General features: G+C 47.9%; 15 protein-coding genes and 4 tRNA genes. 14 read left to right on the forward strand and 5 right to left on the reverse strand.

What is annotated here, in order from left to right; translation table 11 throughout:
* Window positions 1–244: 244 nt before the first annotated feature.
* The 3 genes from DUT67_RS05245 to DUT67_RS05255 form a co-directional block, all read right to left on the reverse strand.
* On the reverse strand, window positions 245–1,843 hold the full coding sequence (locus tag DUT67_RS05245; protein ID WP_113632985.1) for a sensor domain-containing diguanylate cyclase: 1,599 nt from the start codon (window positions 1,841–1,843) through the stop codon (window positions 245–247).
* Window positions 1,844–2,020: 177 nt separating this feature from the next.
* Window positions 2,021–2,695: a MarC family NAAT transporter gene (locus DUT67_RS05250; protein ID WP_048261769.1), complete on the reverse strand. Its 675-nt coding sequence runs from the start codon at window positions 2,693–2,695 to the stop codon at window positions 2,021–2,023.
* Window positions 2,696–2,777: 82 nt separating this feature from the next.
* The gene (locus DUT67_RS05255; RefSeq protein WP_113632986.1) at window positions 2,778–3,266 is read right to left on the reverse strand and encodes an SRPBCC family protein; all 489 of its coding nucleotides are present in this window, start codon (window positions 3,264–3,266) and stop codon (window positions 2,778–2,780) included.
* A 481-nt stretch (window positions 3,267–3,747) separates the two neighbouring features.
* Between DUT67_RS05255 and DUT67_RS05260 the strand changes: the two genes are divergently transcribed.
* The 14 genes from DUT67_RS05260 (at window position 3,748) to luxS (ending at window position 14,228) form a co-directional block, all read left to right on the forward strand.
* Window positions 3,748–4,083 (forward strand): hypothetical protein, encoded by a 336-nt coding sequence (locus DUT67_RS05260; RefSeq protein ID WP_048261765.1) that lies wholly within the window; start codon window positions 3,748–3,750, stop codon window positions 4,081–4,083.
* Between the two features lie 235 nt (window positions 4,084–4,318).
* Window positions 4,319–4,813: a nicotinamide-nucleotide amidase gene (gene pncC, locus DUT67_RS05265; RefSeq protein WP_113632987.1), complete on the forward strand. Its 495-nt coding sequence runs from the start codon at window positions 4,319–4,321 to the stop codon at window positions 4,811–4,813.
* Between the two features lie 107 nt (window positions 4,814–4,920).
* Window positions 4,921–5,994 (forward strand): recombinase RecA, encoded by a 1,074-nt coding sequence (gene recA / locus DUT67_RS05270; protein ID WP_048261760.1) that lies wholly within the window; start codon window positions 4,921–4,923, stop codon window positions 5,992–5,994.
* Between the two features lie 45 nt (window positions 5,995–6,039).
* Window positions 6,040–6,528 carry a recombination regulator RecX gene (recX, locus tag DUT67_RS05275; protein WP_113625544.1) on the forward strand — a complete coding sequence of 163 codons (489 nt, stop codon included), beginning with the start codon at window positions 6,040–6,042 and terminating at the stop codon, window positions 6,526–6,528.
* A gap of 137 nt (window positions 6,529–6,665) precedes the next feature.
* Window positions 6,666–9,293, forward strand: a complete 2,628-nt coding sequence (alaS, locus tag DUT67_RS05280) for an alanine--tRNA ligase (RefSeq protein WP_113625545.1) — start codon at window positions 6,666–6,668, stop codon at window positions 9,291–9,293.
* Window positions 9,294–9,612: 319 nt separating this feature from the next.
* Window positions 9,613–9,798, forward strand: a complete 186-nt coding sequence (gene csrA, locus DUT67_RS05285; protein ID WP_005972168.1) for a carbon storage regulator CsrA — start codon at window positions 9,613–9,615, stop codon at window positions 9,796–9,798.
* 294 nt (window positions 9,799–10,092) lie between these two features.
* A tRNA-Ser gene (locus DUT67_RS05290) sits at window positions 10,093–10,185 on the forward strand.
* A gap of 8 nt (window positions 10,186–10,193) precedes the next feature.
* A tRNA-Arg gene (locus DUT67_RS05295) sits at window positions 10,194–10,270 on the forward strand.
* 71 nt (window positions 10,271–10,341) lie between these two features.
* Window positions 10,342–10,418 (forward strand) — tRNA-Arg (locus tag DUT67_RS05300).
* Between the two features lie 51 nt (window positions 10,419–10,469).
* Window positions 10,470–10,546, forward strand: a tRNA-Arg gene (locus DUT67_RS05305).
* A 388-nt stretch (window positions 10,547–10,934) separates the two neighbouring features.
* Window positions 10,935–11,501: a fructose-1-phosphate/6-phosphogluconate phosphatase gene (gene yqaB, locus DUT67_RS05310; protein WP_113625546.1), complete on the forward strand. Its 567-nt coding sequence runs from the start codon at window positions 10,935–10,937 to the stop codon at window positions 11,499–11,501.
* The gene (locus DUT67_RS05315; RefSeq protein WP_048261749.1) at window positions 11,498–11,926 is read left to right on the forward strand and encodes a YqaA family protein; all 429 of its coding nucleotides are present in this window, start codon (window positions 11,498–11,500) and stop codon (window positions 11,924–11,926) included. The genes yqaB and DUT67_RS05315 overlap by 4 nt, the downstream gene beginning before the upstream one ends.
* Before the next feature lie 82 nt (window positions 11,927–12,008).
* Complete coding sequence (gene gshA, locus DUT67_RS05320; protein ID WP_113625547.1) at window positions 12,009–13,562, forward strand: glutamate--cysteine ligase; 1,554 nt, start codon at window positions 12,009–12,011, stop codon at window positions 13,560–13,562.
* Window positions 13,563–13,712: 150 nt separating this feature from the next.
* On the forward strand, window positions 13,713–14,228 hold the full coding sequence (gene luxS / locus DUT67_RS05325) for an S-ribosylhomocysteine lyase (RefSeq protein ID WP_048261743.1): 516 nt from the start codon (window positions 13,713–13,715) through the stop codon (window positions 14,226–14,228).
* A 20-nt stretch (window positions 14,229–14,248) separates the two neighbouring features.
* Here luxS and DUT67_RS05330 read toward each other — a convergent pair.
* Together DUT67_RS05330 and DUT67_RS05335 are read right to left on the reverse strand one after the other, a co-directional pair.
* Window positions 14,249–15,504 (reverse strand): IS3 family transposase gene (locus DUT67_RS05330; RefSeq protein ID WP_113628139.1). Its coding sequence is split into 2 segments (ribosomal slippage): window positions 14,249–15,153 and window positions 15,153–15,504, totalling 1,257 coding nucleotides; the frame shifts between segments, so codons are not numbered across the junction.
* Window positions 15,505–15,613: 109 nt separating this feature from the next.
* A complete protein-coding gene (locus DUT67_RS05335; RefSeq protein WP_113628064.1) occupies window positions 15,614–16,408 on the reverse strand; it encodes an inner membrane protein YpjD in 795 nt (264 codons plus the stop codon).
* Window positions 16,409–16,542: the final 134 nt, after the last annotated feature.

Raw genomic sequence — 16,542 nt, forward strand, 5'->3', positions numbered from 1 at the left:
AAATAGCAAGATATTGCGAGAGAGAAGCATCGCCAATGTTGTTTTACAACCGACAGATTAACCTTACTTGCTGATGACAATACTATACATTTGGCTTGCTATAGTCCTTGCATCCCTTGTCAGTACCTCACATCTCTGTGAGTGTTGTGTAGTTAACCATCCCTGTCATTAGAATGACCTTAACCCGCCTTGTGCGGGTTTTTTTTGCCTGCGTTCTGGCTAGCGGTATTCGCGCTGAACGTATCTATACCGTGTCGTTTTGGATTGAATGATCGGGGACTATTTTGGTAACGACCCGATTTCTGCCTTCATGCTTGGCCTGATAGAGTGCGTCATCCGCAGTTTTCAACACGCTATCGATTTGCTCCGTTCCTGGAATAAAACAGGTGACGCCTAATGAAATCGTGATGTTTTCAGGAATTGGCAGCGGCATTTTTTCAACTTTTTTACGCAGCCGTTCGGCAATCTCAGTGGCTTGCTTCATGTCCGTATCGGGCAGGAGTGCCAGAAACTCCTCCCCGCCGGTGCGACAAATCAGATCGGATCCGCGTGAGCCTTGTTTTATGTTTTTAGCCAGCAGTCTGATGACGTCATCGCCAATATTATGTCCGTAGGTATCATTCACGCGTTTAAAATGGTCGATATCAATCACGATGGCTGCAACCTGATTACTTTTTGACAGAATGAGTTCAATATTTTCATAGATGCCACGGCGATTGAGTAACCCAGTGAGCGGGTCGGTGTGGGCCTGTAAACTCAGTTTTCCAATCCGCTTGTGCAGTAACACCGTACCAAAAAGAATAACGCGTTTTAGCTGATCGACTTCAAAGTACCATGAGGGAACTTTCTTAATTTTTTCAATGACGCCGTGTTCCTCCATTTTGCTGGCTGAAACTGCCAGCAAACGTAAAGGGTTGGCAATATAAAAGGCGAGTAGGGTGAGAGCAATAAGCGTTAATGGCATTACCGGCGCACCTTCATATAAGACGGAACGCATGACGCCGTTAATTGAATCGATCACGTTTTGGGAAGGATGTAAGGTAATGATCACCCAGCCAGATGACTCTACTGTATCAAAACCAACCAGAGACGGAGTACCTTGCATGTCGGGCATGGCGAGAGTTCCACTCTTCTTGTTCTGAAATACGTCTTTGATTTTCTTGTCACTGATGGATTTGCCGACCCACTGTTTATCCGGATGATAGAGAACCACGCCGTTTTTATCGATGACATAAACGCTGGAGTAATCATTATAGAAATGGGTATTCATGAATTCGTTCAAGAAGCTTTTACTTTTTAAATAAATTGTTCCGCCGATGTAACCGAGATAATTTCCCTGTTTGTCTTTTATGGGGGAGGAAATCAATACGAGTAGATTCCCCGTCACGGAAATATAAGGCTGGCTGATTAGCGGCTTCTGTTCCGTCAACGCCAACTTGCTGGCATCTGAGGTCAGCGTGCTTCCTTTTAGGTTGAGTGACGTTGGGTAAACCGCGCGTATGCGGTTCTGGCTGTCCGCAATAAAAATAGAATTAAAGCTTTGGCTCATGTGGTATGCCTGTTCGCTTTTCTCTAACAGCGCATTATCGTTACTAAAATTATCTGCAATCCATGTCGCGCTGTAGGCTAGTTCCTGCTGCGCGGAGGATAAAAAACTTTCGGTGGTGGCAGCCAATTTGGTGGAGTAATTAAGGTTTGAATTAAGTATCTGATCGGTAATGAGCTTTTTTTGTACGTTGTAAACGGCGATATAGGCATTCGTCAGCGTAATCACCATGCTGATAATCGCGAGGGATAAAATGAGCGAACGTAAATTGATTGGGAGCCGCTTTCTTATTTTCATGGTGTCCGCACCTACTTTCCGCTAGGTAAGCAAATTTAATCTTTCTTGTTTTTATGAAAATTTGTTATGTAACACGGGCTGAACATCCCTTGCGGCCGTTGAATAAATTCCTCCTATTCAAAGTTATAGACGCTAATTGGACTATCTTGCAACATGCAAGATCTCCACTACTTCAGCTTAATGGAGGGAATGCACGATCTCCAGTGTGCCGTTAATGATGAATTGCACACCCATGCAAACCAGCAAAAATCCCATCAACCGTGAAATGGCTTCAATACCGCTTTTTCCGATCAGGCGCATAATCAGGCCAGAGCTTTTCAGACTGAGCCAGACGATCAGGCTGATCAACATAAAAGTGAGTACGGGGGCAACGGTAACAACCCATGGCGTGATGTCTACGCCGCTCTTGATCTGTGAGGCAGAACTGATGATGAGGGCAATGGTGCCGGGCCCCGCTGTGCTGGGCATAGCCAGTGGAACGAAGGCGATATTGACTTCATTGGCTGAGAAACTGTCGTCAATTTCTTCTTTTTTACTTTTGACTTCAGGCGCGTGTTCTGGCTTTTGCTGGGGAAAAAGCATGCGAAAGCCGATGAAGACCACAATGAGCCCACCAGCAATACGCAATCCGGGAATGGAAATCCCGAAAGTGTTCATAACGATTTGGCCCGCGTAGTACGCGACGGTCATGATGATGAAGACATAGAGCGAGGCCTGAAAGATCTGACGATTTCGCTCCCCTTGGCTCATGTTGCCGGACATTGCCAAGAATACCGCTACCGTAGTCAGTGGATTCGCGAGTGGCAGGATTAACACCAGACCAAGACCAATGGTTTGAATCAATTCCAGCATTCTACGTTCCTTTTATTGGGTCGTTTTCGTCAGTTCAGGAAAATGGTCAGTAATGACCTGTCGCTATGGTGTCTGGCGCAGCTTAGGCCGGCTCATCCTCCGCTAATTTCTTAAAACGATAGAGTGTTTTCGTCAGCATATCGCGAGAAAACATATCGAACATTTGGCCGATCTTTTTCCCGATCAAGCCTCCTGGGGGATTATAGCGGATCGTCAGCGTCACAGCCGTACCCGCTTCCGACGCTGCAGGGTGAAAAGACAGTCGACCTTCATTGGGAACGCGTGCTCCTTCCAGAGAACGCCAGTGGATATATTCCCCCGGTTTTTCGTCAATAATGCGAGCCTGCCACTCAATGAGTGCGCCAATCGGTGTGTTAATTCGCCAGTTGGAATCGGTATGGTTCAGTATCTCGATACTGGCGAAATGACCCATCAGAATCGGCAACGTTTCCGGTTTGCGCCAAAGATCAAACAAGCGTTCTGCCGGGCGATTAATCGTAATGCTGCTGCTGATTTCATTGGCATAACTGCCGTTTTTCGCTGCGGTTTTTCTTAAGAAAGAGGGAAACACCCGTCATCCTCCCTAATGGATTGTTACCCCTTAATGGGCATATATACGCCATTCTGACCGATATCGCCCAGCGAAGCAAAGTTGGATAGGGTGGCGATAGTGTGGGTGCAGGCTATTGCAGCAATAGCTCGAACTTTTACGCGGCTAATGTTGCGTTAATGTTCATTCGGTACTGTAAGTATCAGACAGAAGCCGAATGAAGTGCCGCAAAACACCAGGGTTTTTACATAACAATAATAGCAGTACCCCGCCCACTATTTTTAGTGGGCTTTTTTTTATTTTCATTTCCCTATTTAGGTATTTTATTCTTATGCGAATTGATATTGGTCAATTTATCGTTAATAGATTTGTACCTATTAAGATGTAATAGTTATTTATCCATGTGTTTTGAATTATAAATAATGTGCTGATTGTGGATGATTTACTTTTTAGCTATGTCGTGATACGTTTATAGCCAGCTTTTATGCTGGTGGGAATAAAAATGAATAATCCATTTGTTGCCAAGTGGAGCCGTAATGGTAACCTGCTTTGTCACGGCCATTGGCTAATATCTTATAAAGAAAAAGACTTCGCGCTGCCGGAAAAATATAAAGAAAATCATATGGGAACGATGGGGATCTACTCTATCATTGATCCTGATGATGAACTCTACCGAGACGGATTAGATGAGGATGATTGGATTCTTGGAAATATCGACTGGCTTGCCGATAGTTTTGAAGAGAACAATATCCCTATCGAAGAGTGTTATTTTAGATATTTTTTTCAGGCTATAAATAAGCAGGACTGGCGATGTACTAGTTGTGCGGGTTGTATGTAAATCAGACTGTCATTATTAATTCCTCCAATCCCTCAGTCTTTCCGTCGAACCTTAATCTATTAAGACAATGTTGTTGTCTGCTTGATTATTCGACGGCGTTTTATACGGCTTTTCCTCGTTTTTCATTCCTTTTTCATCGCCTTTGCTATGCGCCTCGCATACCGTGCAGCGGGGCGTCTTTTTCGGGTAAAAGTGTTACCCTGACCAAACAATCCTTGATTAAGATGAGGCAGCAATGACGGAAGCTGACATTCTACGGTTGAGTGCTTTGGTGGGCGAGAAACTGAAAGCGCGTGGTGCCACGTTGACGTGTGCAGAATCCTGCACTGGAGGCTGGCTGGCTAAGTCTGTTACTGATGTTGCGGGCAGCTCTGGCTGGTTTGACTACGGGTTTGTAACGTACAGCAATCTGGCTAAGCAGCGTCTGGTCAATGTTAGCGCAGACACATTGGAACGACATGGCGCAGTGAGTGAAAACGTCGTCAATGAGATGGCCGCGGGGGCTTTGCAGGCCGCCGATGCAGATTTTTCCGTATCGATCAGCGGCGTTGCTGGGCCAGACGGGGGGACGGAAGAGAAACCTGTCGGCACAGTGTGGTTCGGCTTCACCGACAAGCAGGGGGGGGCATTCGCTCGGACAATGCGGTTCAACGGAGACCGAAACGCGGTACGTCTGCAATCGGTCCATTTTGCGCTGCAAACGGTGCTCGACGCGTTTCTGAAAAAATAACCTTGATGCTGTATGTGTATACAGTATAATGTCAGTAATTATTCAGCAATTCATGATTAAGCCGCCGCGTAGAGACAGTAGCTTTACGCCGCATGACAGGAGCAGAAATGGCTATTGATGAGAACAAACAAAAGGCACTTGCGGCAGCACTGGGCCAAATCGAAAAGCAATTTGGTAAAGGTTCTATCATGCGGTTGGGCGAAGATCGCTCAATGGATGTTGAAACCATTTCTACAGGCTCTTTGTCCCTTGATATTGCTTTAGGTGCCGGCGGTTTACCTATGGGCCGCATCGTTGAGATTTATGGTCCTGAATCTTCTGGTAAAACCACGCTGACTTTACAGGTGATTGCTTCTGCTCAGCGCGAAGGTAAAACCTGTGCGTTTATCGATGCTGAACATGCGTTAGACCCGATTTATGCGAAAAAGCTTGGCGTAGATATTGATAACCTGCTGTGTTCTCAGCCGGATACGGGTGAGCAAGCGCTGGAGATCTGTGATGCGCTAACACGCTCTGGCGCTGTTGACGTTATCATTGTCGACTCAGTTGCAGCCTTGACGCCAAAAGCTGAAATTGAAGGTGAAATCGGTGACTCTCATATGGGCCTTGCGGCACGTATGATGAGCCAGGCTATGCGTAAGCTGGCGGGTAACCTGAAGCAAGCCAATACGCTGCTGATCTTCATCAACCAGATCCGTATGAAAATTGGTGTGATGTTTGGTAACCCTGAAACCACTACTGGTGGTAACGCACTGAAATTTTATGCCTCTGTTCGTCTGGATATCCGTCGTACTGGCGCTATTAAGGAAGGCGAAGAGGTTGTCGGTAGCGAAACTCGCGTGAAAGTCGTGAAGAACAAAGTGGCAGCACCGTTCAAACAGGCTGAATTCCAAATTCTGTACGGCGAAGGCATCAATATCCACGGCGAGCTGGTTGATCTGGGTGTGAAGCACAAACTCATCGAAAAAGCGGGTGCCTGGTATAGCTATAACGGCGACAAGATCGGTCAGGGTAAAGCGAATGCTTGTAATTTCCTGAAAGAGAATCCAGCGATTGCTGCTGAACTGGATAAGAAATTGCGTGAAATGCTGTTGCATAAAGGTAATGAGCTGACGCCTGCCGCAGCGGGAAATAGCCATGACGAAGGCGAATTCGCTGGTGAAGGCAATGAAGAGTTTTAAGGGTGGTTGAATTATCTGTGACAGAACACTTCAGCGGATAGATGGATGAATAAACCATTACGCTATGCGATGAACGTGCTTTCTGTTCGCGATTATAGTGAAACCGAAATACGCCGCAAATGTGCGGCGTATTTATATAAGTCAGAAAGTACGGAAAGTGAAGCAGATGAAGCCGCTGCCCGAGCTGCGACAGAAGACATAGAAGCTGCCATTGCTTACTGCAAAGAACACGATTGGCTGGATGATGCGCGCTATGCTCGCCGTTATATCAGCAGCCGGAGCCGTAAAGGTTACGGTGCCCAACGGATTAGAATGGAGCTAAGCCAGAAAGGAATCGATAAGACAACGTTAGCCATGGCATTGAACGAGAGTGATATCGATTGGTGCGCGCTAGCGAAATCTGTTGTGGAACGAAAATTCGGACATCCCCTGTCCGATGAATGGAAAGACAAAGTCAAACATCAGCGATATCTGCTCTATCGTGGCTTCTTTCATGAAGAAATCCAGTCAATTTATACGAATTTTTCAGATTGAACGCACACGGGATTTTACTTCCCAGCGAAGAAAATTTATCTTATTCCCACTTTTTGTTCGTGAGTTGCTCGGTAACGTCAGCATGCTGGACTAACCTTGCCCGCGATCTGTTCTTCTAGCTTGATTCCAGGACAATTATGAGCAAGAGCACCGCTGAGATCCGTCAAGCGTTTCTCGATTTTTTCCACAGTAAGGGACACCAGGTTGTTGATAGCAGCTCTCTGGTGCCGAACAACGATCCGACATTGTTATTCACCAATGCGGGTATGAATCAGTTCAAAGACGTGTTCCTCGGGCTGGATAAACGCAGCTATGTCCGAGCGACGACCTCACAGCGCTGTGTGCGTGCCGGTGGTAAACATAATGACCTGGAAAACGTAGGTTATACCGCACGCCACCACACTTTCTTTGAAATGTTGGGTAACTTCAGCTTCGGTGATTACTTCAAGCATGATGCGATCCGCTATGCGTGGGAATTGCTGACCTCGCCCCAGTGGTTCAACCTGCCGAAAGAAAAACTGTGGGTAACGGTATACGCAACGGATGATGAGGCCTACAACATTTGGGCTGATGAAGTTGGCGTACCGCACGAAAGAATTATTCGTATTGGTGATAACAAAGGCGGGCCTTACGCGTCTGATAATTTCTGGCAGATGGGCGAAACGGGGCCGTGTGGTCCATGTACCGAGATTTTCTACGATCACGGTGAGCACATCGCGGGTGGCCCGCCGGGAAGCCCTGATGAAGATGGCGATCGCTATATCGAAATCTGGAACTTGGTATTCATGCAGTTCAACCGTCAGGTTGATGGCACAATGTTGCCGCTGCCGAAACCTTCCGTCGATACCGGTATGGGATTAGAGCGTGTTTCTGCCGTGTTGCAGCACGTCAATTCAAACTATGACATTGATTTGTTCAAAACGCTGATTGCTGCGGTAGCGAAAGCCGTCGGTACAACGGATTTAACCAATAAATCATTACGTGTTATTGCCGACCATATCCGTTCTTGTGCATTCCTGATTGCCGATGGCGTGATGCCATCCAATGAAAATCGGGGTTATGTTCTGCGTCGTATTATCCGTCGTGCTGCGCGTCACGGCAATATGTTGGGCGCTACGGATGCCTTCTTCTACAAATTGGTCGCGCCGCTGATTGAAGTCATGGGCCCGGCGGCTGAAGAGTTGAAAAAGCAGCAGTCTGTGGTTGAGCAGGCGCTGAAGATGGAAGAAGAGCAGTTTGCCCGCACGTTGGAACGTGGCTTGTCTCTGCTAGACGAAGAAATTAAAAACCTGAAAGGGGATACGCTGGATGGTGAAACTGCCTTCCGCCTGTATGACACCTACGGTTTCCCTGTTGACCTCACGGCGGACGTTTGCCGCGAGCGTGGCCTGAAAGTCGATGAAGAAGGCTTTGAAGCTGCGATGACGGCTCAGCGCCAGCGCGCGCGTGATGCCAGTGGATTTGGTGTGGATTACAACAGCCTCATCCGTGTAGATGAGAATACGCCATTCTGCGGCTATGAAAAAACGCAGCAGCAAGCAAAAGTCATTGCGCTTTATCACAATGGGAACGCGGTTGATCAGATCGCGGCAGGTGATGAAGCGGTAGTGATTCTGAACGAAACGCCGTTCTATGGTGAATCCGGCGGTCAGGTTGGCGATCAGGGCGAACTGAAAAATGCAGGCGTTAGCTTTGCCGTTCAGGATACGCAGAAATACGGTCAGGCAATCGGCCACGTTGGTAAACTGACGCAGGGTACGCTGCGTGTTAACGACAGTGTCGATGCGAATGTTGATAACCAACGCCGCGAGCGCATTCGTCTGAATCACTCCGCGACGCACTTGCTGCATGCTGCGCTGCGTCAGGTTCTGGGCGATCATGTCGCACAGAAAGGTTCTCTGGTTAATGACAGCTATCTGCGCTTTGACTTCTCACATACGGAAGCGATGAAACCTGAACAGATTCGTCAGGTTGAAGATATCGTCAACGCACAAATCCGTCGTAATCTTACCGTACAAACGGATGTTATGGCGTTGGATGATGCGAGAGCGAAGGGCGCGATGGCGCTGTTCGGCGAGAAGTATGACGATCATGTCCGCGTTCTGACGATGGGTGATTTCTCCATTGAGCTTTGTGGGGGCACGCACGCAAGTCGTACCGGTGATATCGGTCTGTTCCAAATCATTTCTGAATCGGGTACTGCTGCCGGGGTGCGTCGTATCGAAGCGACCACGGGTGAGAATGCGCTGTCCGCGCTGCACCGCCAAAGCGACGTTCTGCAGGACATTGCGCAACTGCTGAAAGGGGATAGTCACAACCTGACGGATAAGGTACGCTCTGTTCTAGATCGTACCCGCGCGTTAGAGAAAGAGCTTCAGCAGTTGAAGGCTCAGCAAGCGGCGCAGGAAAGTTCGTCACTGTCCGGCAAGGCAAAAGAGGTTAACGGTGTGAAGTTGCTGGTTACGCAACTGGACAACGTAGATCCTAAGCTGCTGCGCACGATGGTTGACGACCTGAAGAATCAGCTTGGGTCTGCTGTTATCGTTCTCGGAACGGCGTCAGAAGGCCGAGTTAGCTTGATTTCTGGTGTAACGAAAGATCTGACCGATCGCGTAAAAGCTGGGGAGCTAATTGGGTTTGTTGCCCAGCAGGTTGGCGGCAAAGGTGGTGGTCGTCCAGATATGGCTCAGGCTGGTGGCTCAGACGTATCTGCGTTACCTGCTGCACTGGCGAGCGTTGAATCTTGGGTTGCTGCGAAGCTATAAACGATAGATAACGTTTTATTCGCGTTATCCAACAAAACGCCATAACTTTCTGGTTGTGGCGTTTTTGTCTGCGGAAAAGGATCCGGCAAACAGGATATAAAGTGTGTTACCTTCAGATATTCTGAAGCTTTATATGCTCAGTCCTGTTGTTGTGATAACAAAAGCACAAGCTACTGATATCGACTAAACTAACAAGTAGTGACACCGGAGTGTGATGGTGGTTATACCATCGTCTAGGTTTACGTTTTCACGGCACATGATGGATAATGGCGGGGAGACAGAGAGACCCGACTCTTTATAATCTTTCAAGGAGCAAAGAATGCTTATTTTGACTCGTCGAGTTGGCGAAACCCTCATGATTGGCGATGAGGTAACGGTTACCGTATTAGGAGTGAAAGGCAACCAGGTGCGTATTGGTGTTAATGCGCCTAAAGAGGTTTCTGTCCACCGTGAAGAGATCTATCAGCGTATTCAGGCAGAAAAATCTCAACCTACGTCATATTGATTGACAATGCGTCTCGTGTTCGCGGGACGCAATTGTTATTTCCTGCTTTTCCCCCACACATTTATCGATGCATCGACTTTTACTATGCGCTTATTGTCGCAAGGTAACCGTCTGTTTTTCTGTCGATAAAACAGACTTTTTGTTGTGAAAGTGCGCGTCTTGGATGCGAATTGTTCAAACGAACGCAAGGTGGGAAAAATTGTTTGACTTATAAGTCTGGGAAAGTAATATGTGCGCCACGCAGTACCGGTGAGCACTAACAAGAAGTACTTAGTAGCGAAACAGGTAATGTAAGGTGAGGTGGCCGAGAGGCTGAAGGCGCTCCCCTGCTAAGGGAGTATGCGGTCAAAAGCTGCATCGAGGGTTCGAATCCCTCCCTCACCGCCATTTAATATGCATCCGTAGCTCAGCTGGATAGAGTACTCGGCTACGAACCGAGCGGTCGGAGGTTCGAATCCTCCCGGATGCACCATTAAAGACTGCCTTTGCAAGGCAAGTAGTATTAGTAAAAGCAAGTTTTGTCGTAGATGAAGAATTAGTAATGCATCCGTAGCTCAGCTGGATAGAGTACTCGGCTACGAACCGAGCGGTCGGAGGTTCGAATCCTCCCGGATGCACCATTCTTAAGTATCTCGTTTAATTGCTCACCCCATATTTCTGCACCACACTCTGCATCCGTAGCTCAGCTGGATAGAGTACTCGGCTACGAACCGAGCGGTCGGAGGTTCGAATCCTCCCGGATGCACCATATTCTGACGTAAATAAATTACTATTTTTTCTTGTCTAGCTGCTAACTGAATAGCTTCGTATAAGCGAAGGCGTTTAAAGATTAAGTAGAAAATTTTTCTCAGAAGCACCATCTTTGTTTTACCACTTCGCTCTCTTCTATACTTTCAGCGCTACAGCGTCACTGTTTTCTTGTTCTGCTAATTCAGACCGATATTTTTCTAAGCATGCTCCTGCATGAACTCTTATCTCTTCTCCTGCCTATATATTGAGATTGAACCTACGTATAAATGAAGACTGCTTTACTCCTATAGTGGTAATTACCTGTTTTTTATAAGGTTATTGAGTAAGCGACAACGTTTTCACTTTACGATAAAGTAAGCTCTCTTTTCAGTGGTCATGGAGTCATGATGTACGATCGCTATCAAGGGCTGATCTTTGATATGGATGGCACCCTGCTTGATACAGAGCCGACGCACCATAAAGCGTGGGATCTGGTTCTTGCCCGATATGGTATGAGTTATGATGCCAGTGCCATGACCGCATTGAACGGTTCGCCTACCTGGCGTATTGCGCAGCGTATTATCGACAGACATCAGGCTGATATTGATGCTCACCAACTGGCCGCGGAAAAAAACGCCATTGTTGAGGAAATGCTGCTAGATACTGTGAAACCACTGCCGCTGATTGATGTTGTTAAACATTATCGCGGGCGTCGTCCTATGGCGGTCGGCACGGGTAGCACGCATGGTATGGCAGACAGATTACTCACGCATTTGGGTCTGCATGACTATTTTGACGCGATCGTTGGGGCTGATGATGTCACGCAGCATAAGCCTTTCCCCGATACTTTTCTGCGTTGCGCAGCGTTGATTTCTGTCGCACCGGAACACTGCATCGTGTTTGAAGATGCCGATTACGGTGTTGAAGCCGCTAAGCGAGCCAATATGGCCGTGGTTGATGTCCGAACATTGTGAGTGAGTTCTGGGCCGTTTTTTCTCTTTTCTGGAGTAGCCTGCTCAGCGCAACATTGTTGCCCGGCAGTTCGGAAGTTCTGCTGGTGACATTATTGCTGGCTGACAGCGCAAAGCCCTACCTGTTGATCACAGTAGCAACGGTAGGAAATACGCTGGGTGGGTTAACAAATATTTTTATAGGGCGCTTACTCCCTCAACCAAAACAACAAGCTGGGTATACGGTGGCCATGCGCTGGTTACAGCGCTATGGTTGCGCTGCGCTGTTATTTAGCTGGGTGCCGGTAGTAGGCGATTTATTGTGCGTGTTAGCGGGTTGGTTACGTATGCCCTGGGTGAAATCGGCGGTTTTTATCGGAATTGGAAAAGCGCTACGATATATCGTATTAGCAGGTATAACGTTACAGGGTATGGCGTGGTGGTCTTAGCCAGGTTGCAATGCAAACTGGTGAGTGCTGCTGAGTTTCAATTATGCTTACAACCATTACATTTTAACAACGGGAGGTCGATTTGATCCCGGACATTTCAGAAGCACTTTCTTGGCTGGAAAAACACCCATTGGCAGTGAAGGGTATTCAGCGTGGAATTGAGCGCGAAACATTGCGCGTAACAGCAGACGGACATCTTGCTACGACAGGGCACCCTGAAATATTGGGCTCTGCGTTGGCACACCCATGGATTACGACGGACTTTGCAGAAGCGCTGTTGGAGTTCATTACGCCGGTCGACAAAGATGTCGATCACTTGCTGACGTTCCTGCGCGATATTCATCGTCACGTTTCCCGTAATCTGGGCGATGAAAGGATGTGGCCATTGAGCATGCCGTGCTTTATCGACAGCGAGCAAAATATAGAGTTGGCGCAGTATGGCTCTTCAAATGTCGGGCGTTTTAAGACGCTTTACCGTGAAGGGCTGAAAAATCGCTATGGCGCATTGATGCAGACCATTTCCGGCGTGCATTATAACTTCTCTCTTCCGCTGTCATTCTGGCAGGCGCGAGAAGGCGTCGCTGACGCAGAAAGCGGGAAAAAAGCCATATCTGCGGGATACTTCAGACTGATTCGTAACTATTACCGCTTTGGCTGGGTTATCCCTTACTTGTTTGGCGCGTCTCCGGCGATCTGTTCTTCTTTCCTGAGAGGGCGAGAAACTGCACTGCCGTTTGAGCGTACTGAAAAAGGCATGCTTTACCTGCCTTATGCGACCTCTCTACGGCTCAGTGATTTAGGCTATACCAATAAATCACAGAGCAACTTGGGAATTACGTTTAACGATCTGGACACCTATGTCGCCGCGTTAAAACGTGCGATAAAAACGCCGTCTGAGGAATATGCTCAGGTTGGTATGAAGAAGGATGGTCGTTATCTACAATTGAATACGAACGTCTTGCAGATTGAGAACGAGCTCTATGCGCCAATTCGTCCTAAGCGTGTGACGCGTGCGGGTGAAACGCCATCGGATGCCTTACTGCGTGGTGGGATCGAATATATCGAAGTCCGCTCGCTGGATATCAACCCGTTCTCTCCGACCGGGGTGAGTGAAAGTCAGGTGCGTTTCCTGGATTTATTCCTGATCTGGTGTGCGTTGGCGGATGCGCCAGAAATGAGCGCGGATGAACTACTGTGTACACGTAAAAACTGGAATCGCGTGATCCTTGAAGGTCGTAAGCCAGGGCAAACGGTAGGTATGCGGTGTGAAACCATCCAACAACCGATTGCTGAGGTGGGAAAATCCCTGTTTGCGGATTTACGTCGTGTTGCGGAAGTGCTGGACGCGGAAAACGATCAACCACATTATCAGCAGGTATGTGATGAGCTACTCGTTGGTTTTGACGATCCCGAAACGACGTTCTCTGGCCGACTGTTAACGTTGATGAAGCAAGAAGGCAATGGTAGCGTTGGGCTGAATTTAGCGGAAGAATACCGCAAAATGCTCAGCAGTGAGCCGTTGCAGGTGTTGACGGAAGAACAATTGGCCGCTGAGAGCGAACGCTCTTGGCAGCGCCAGCGTCAGATTGAGTCTGAAGATACGATGGGTTTTGACGATTATCTGGCGACGCATTAAAAAGAAAAGGCCACAGAAACTGTGGCCAAATAAACATCTCTAATAGGGATGATAATAAATGCGCGTCTTTCAGTAAGTCAGACTCGCATAAAAAGGAAAAGTTTCCCGGAAACGAGAAAAAATGAATTTTTTCTATGAGGAGATGGCATTATGCCGTTACTAGATAGCTTTACCGTTGACCACACTCGAATGGCTGCACCTGCTGTTCGGGTCGCTAAAACCATGAAAACCCCTCATGGCGACACTATTACGGTATTTGATCTGCGTTTCTGCCGTCCGAACATCGAAGTCATGCCTGAGCGTGGCATTCATACGCTAGAACACCTGTTTGCTGGCTTCATGCGGAATCATTTAAACGGTGATGGCGTTGAGATTATCGATATTTCTCCGATGGGATGCCGTACCGGTTTCTACATGAGCCTGATCGGTACGCCGGATGAGCAACGTGTTGCTGCTTCCTGGAAAGCCGCGATGGCGGACGTTCTGAAAGTGACTGACCAGCGTAAAATCCCTGAACTGAATGAATTCCAATGCGGCACCTATGATATGCATTCACTGGAAGAAGCTCAGGAAATCGCTCAGCATATTCTGGATCACGATGTTGGTATCAACCAAAATGACGATCTGGCACTGCCGAAAGATAAACTGGCTGAGCTACATATCTAGTTTTTTTGGGTATGAACTGACTAGTCCTGATATGGGTTGACAGTTTTCTGCCTGTAAAACGCCTGATGAACCTCATCGGGCGTTTTGTATTTCAGGGCCTGATGTGGCCGCTCATGGTTATAAATCGCCACAGATTCTTTTACCATTTTCCTCGCTTGTGCCAGATTAGCTGGGCGAGAGAGTAAAAACTCATTTTTCAGGATGCCGTTTATCCGTTCAGCCAGCGCATTCTGATAGCAGTCATAACCATCTGTCATTGAACAGGTTATCCCATTTCTCTCATGTACCGACTGGTAAAGCGCTGAACAGTATTGTAGCCCTCTGTCAGAGTGGTGTATCAACGGCCCTTTTGTTTTTCTTTGTCGTAACGCACGTTTGAAGGCTTTTACCACATTTTCAGTTTGCAGATTATCCCCTACATGGTAACCCATGATTTTTCTGGAACAGGCATCCGTGACCAAACTCAGATAGACCGTGCCACTGCGTACTGGTAGATAAGTAATATCGGCGACCCAGACTTGCTCCGGCTGAAGGACAGTAACCTGTTCGGGGCCAGACTTCAGCAAGTTCGGATGCCGGTAAAAACGATGATGGCTGTTGGTCGTTTTGTGGTATGCCCGCTTTACGGGTACCAGAAGCCGGTGTTTACCCAGTAGGCTAAACAGGCGGTCACGCCCGATATTGAGTGTTTCACCTGCCTGACGGTTCAACAGAGAGTGGAGTTTGCGTGTGCCTATACGTGGCTGACGGCACCGAACTCGGGCAATAAAATCAAGAACCTGACTATTGTGTTCATGTCGTTTATTGCACCTTGCATTATGCTGGTACCATGCCTGTCTGCTGTGCCCCAGGAGCTGGCATGCGCGTGTCACGGTGACTTTTGGGGCCTGACTCTGCGCAAGGACTTGCCGGGCCGCTTTTTTACGACACTTACCCCGTAATCATTTTTCAGGACGTTGATAACAGATTCAAAAAACTCAGCTTTCTGATTCGCCAGCTTAAGCTGCTCTTCAAGTTCTTTGATTCTTTGCTCGGGTGTAAGTGGGGTATTTGTCTGAGCCACAAGCAGTTTCCTTTTCATCAGGTCAGGAAGTCCGGGACTCCAGTCAAGCTGGCCATATTTACGCAGCCAGACAAGAACGGTGGAGCGCCCCTGAATGCCATATCGCTGCTGGGCCTGTTTATAGGTCATCTCGCCTTTTTCGACCTGTTCAACGACGGCTATTTTAAAGGATAGAGGATAATCACGTTGGGTACGTTTGAACTCAGTCATCATCACGTTCTCCGTATTTAAGTCAGGGACGTGTCAACGCTATTCAGGACGGATCAAACAGATAAAAAAAGAGAGCCGAAAGTGGGCTCTCTTTTTTGTGCTCGTGAACATGTCAGACCGCGAGAAAATGTTGTATAACCCGGCTGCCAAAGTAGGAAAGCGTCAGCATCAGTGCGCCAATGAGGCTAAACCAGACGACGCGCCGACCTCGCCAGCCTTCATGGTAATGCCCCCAGAGCAATAGAATATAGATGAACCAGGCAAACAGGGAGAACACCGCTTTGTGCAGGTTCTCTTTGTTATCGATGAGGTTATCCATATAGAACAAGCCGGTACAGAGCGTCAGCGTGAGCAGGATGACGCCAATCTGCGTGATGTGAAACATCTTACGTTCAATGCCCATCAGCGGAGGCATGTCAGCGGCAAAACCGAGTTTTTTGTTCTTGAGCAGATAATCAAGCCAGGCAAGCTGGAGCGCATAAAGTGCCGCAATCAGCAAGGTTGCATAGGAGAAAAGCGCCAGGCCGATATGGATCATCAACCCCGGTGACGCTTCCAGATGCGTAATAAACTCACTTGGCATGAAGCTGGCGAAGGCGAGATTGATCAGCGCAAAGGTGTAGACGATAGGGAGAATAAACCAGCCGCGATCGCGTGCTGCGACAATCGTCATAACCGTACAAATAATGAGGCTGACAAGCGAACCGATATTCAACAGACTAAGGTTTTGACCCGCCTGAACATCGAAAATGCGTTGATAAAGCGCCACCGCATGGCAGATTAGCGCAGCGCTGGCCGAGAGTATTGCCAGCCGACGATATGCACTGTTCTTGCGCAGCAGACTGGGGATAATCAGTCCGAGGCTGAGTGTGTAGGCGACAAGCGCCACAATAGCGAAAACAGACATACAAATAGGTTATTAAATATCAACTAGGTAAAATAGAGAATCAGTATAGCGTTAGTCGTCGTGGGTACCAACAGTTCTCCGTCAGCAGCGCTGAGATCGTTCCCGCTTTTGTGTATAATCTCTTCCATTCGTGT

The sequence above is a fragment of the Pectobacterium peruviense genome (genome assembly GCF_003312355.2).
GTDB classification, from domain to species: Bacteria; Pseudomonadota; Gammaproteobacteria; order Enterobacterales; family Enterobacteriaceae; genus Pectobacterium; species Pectobacterium peruviense.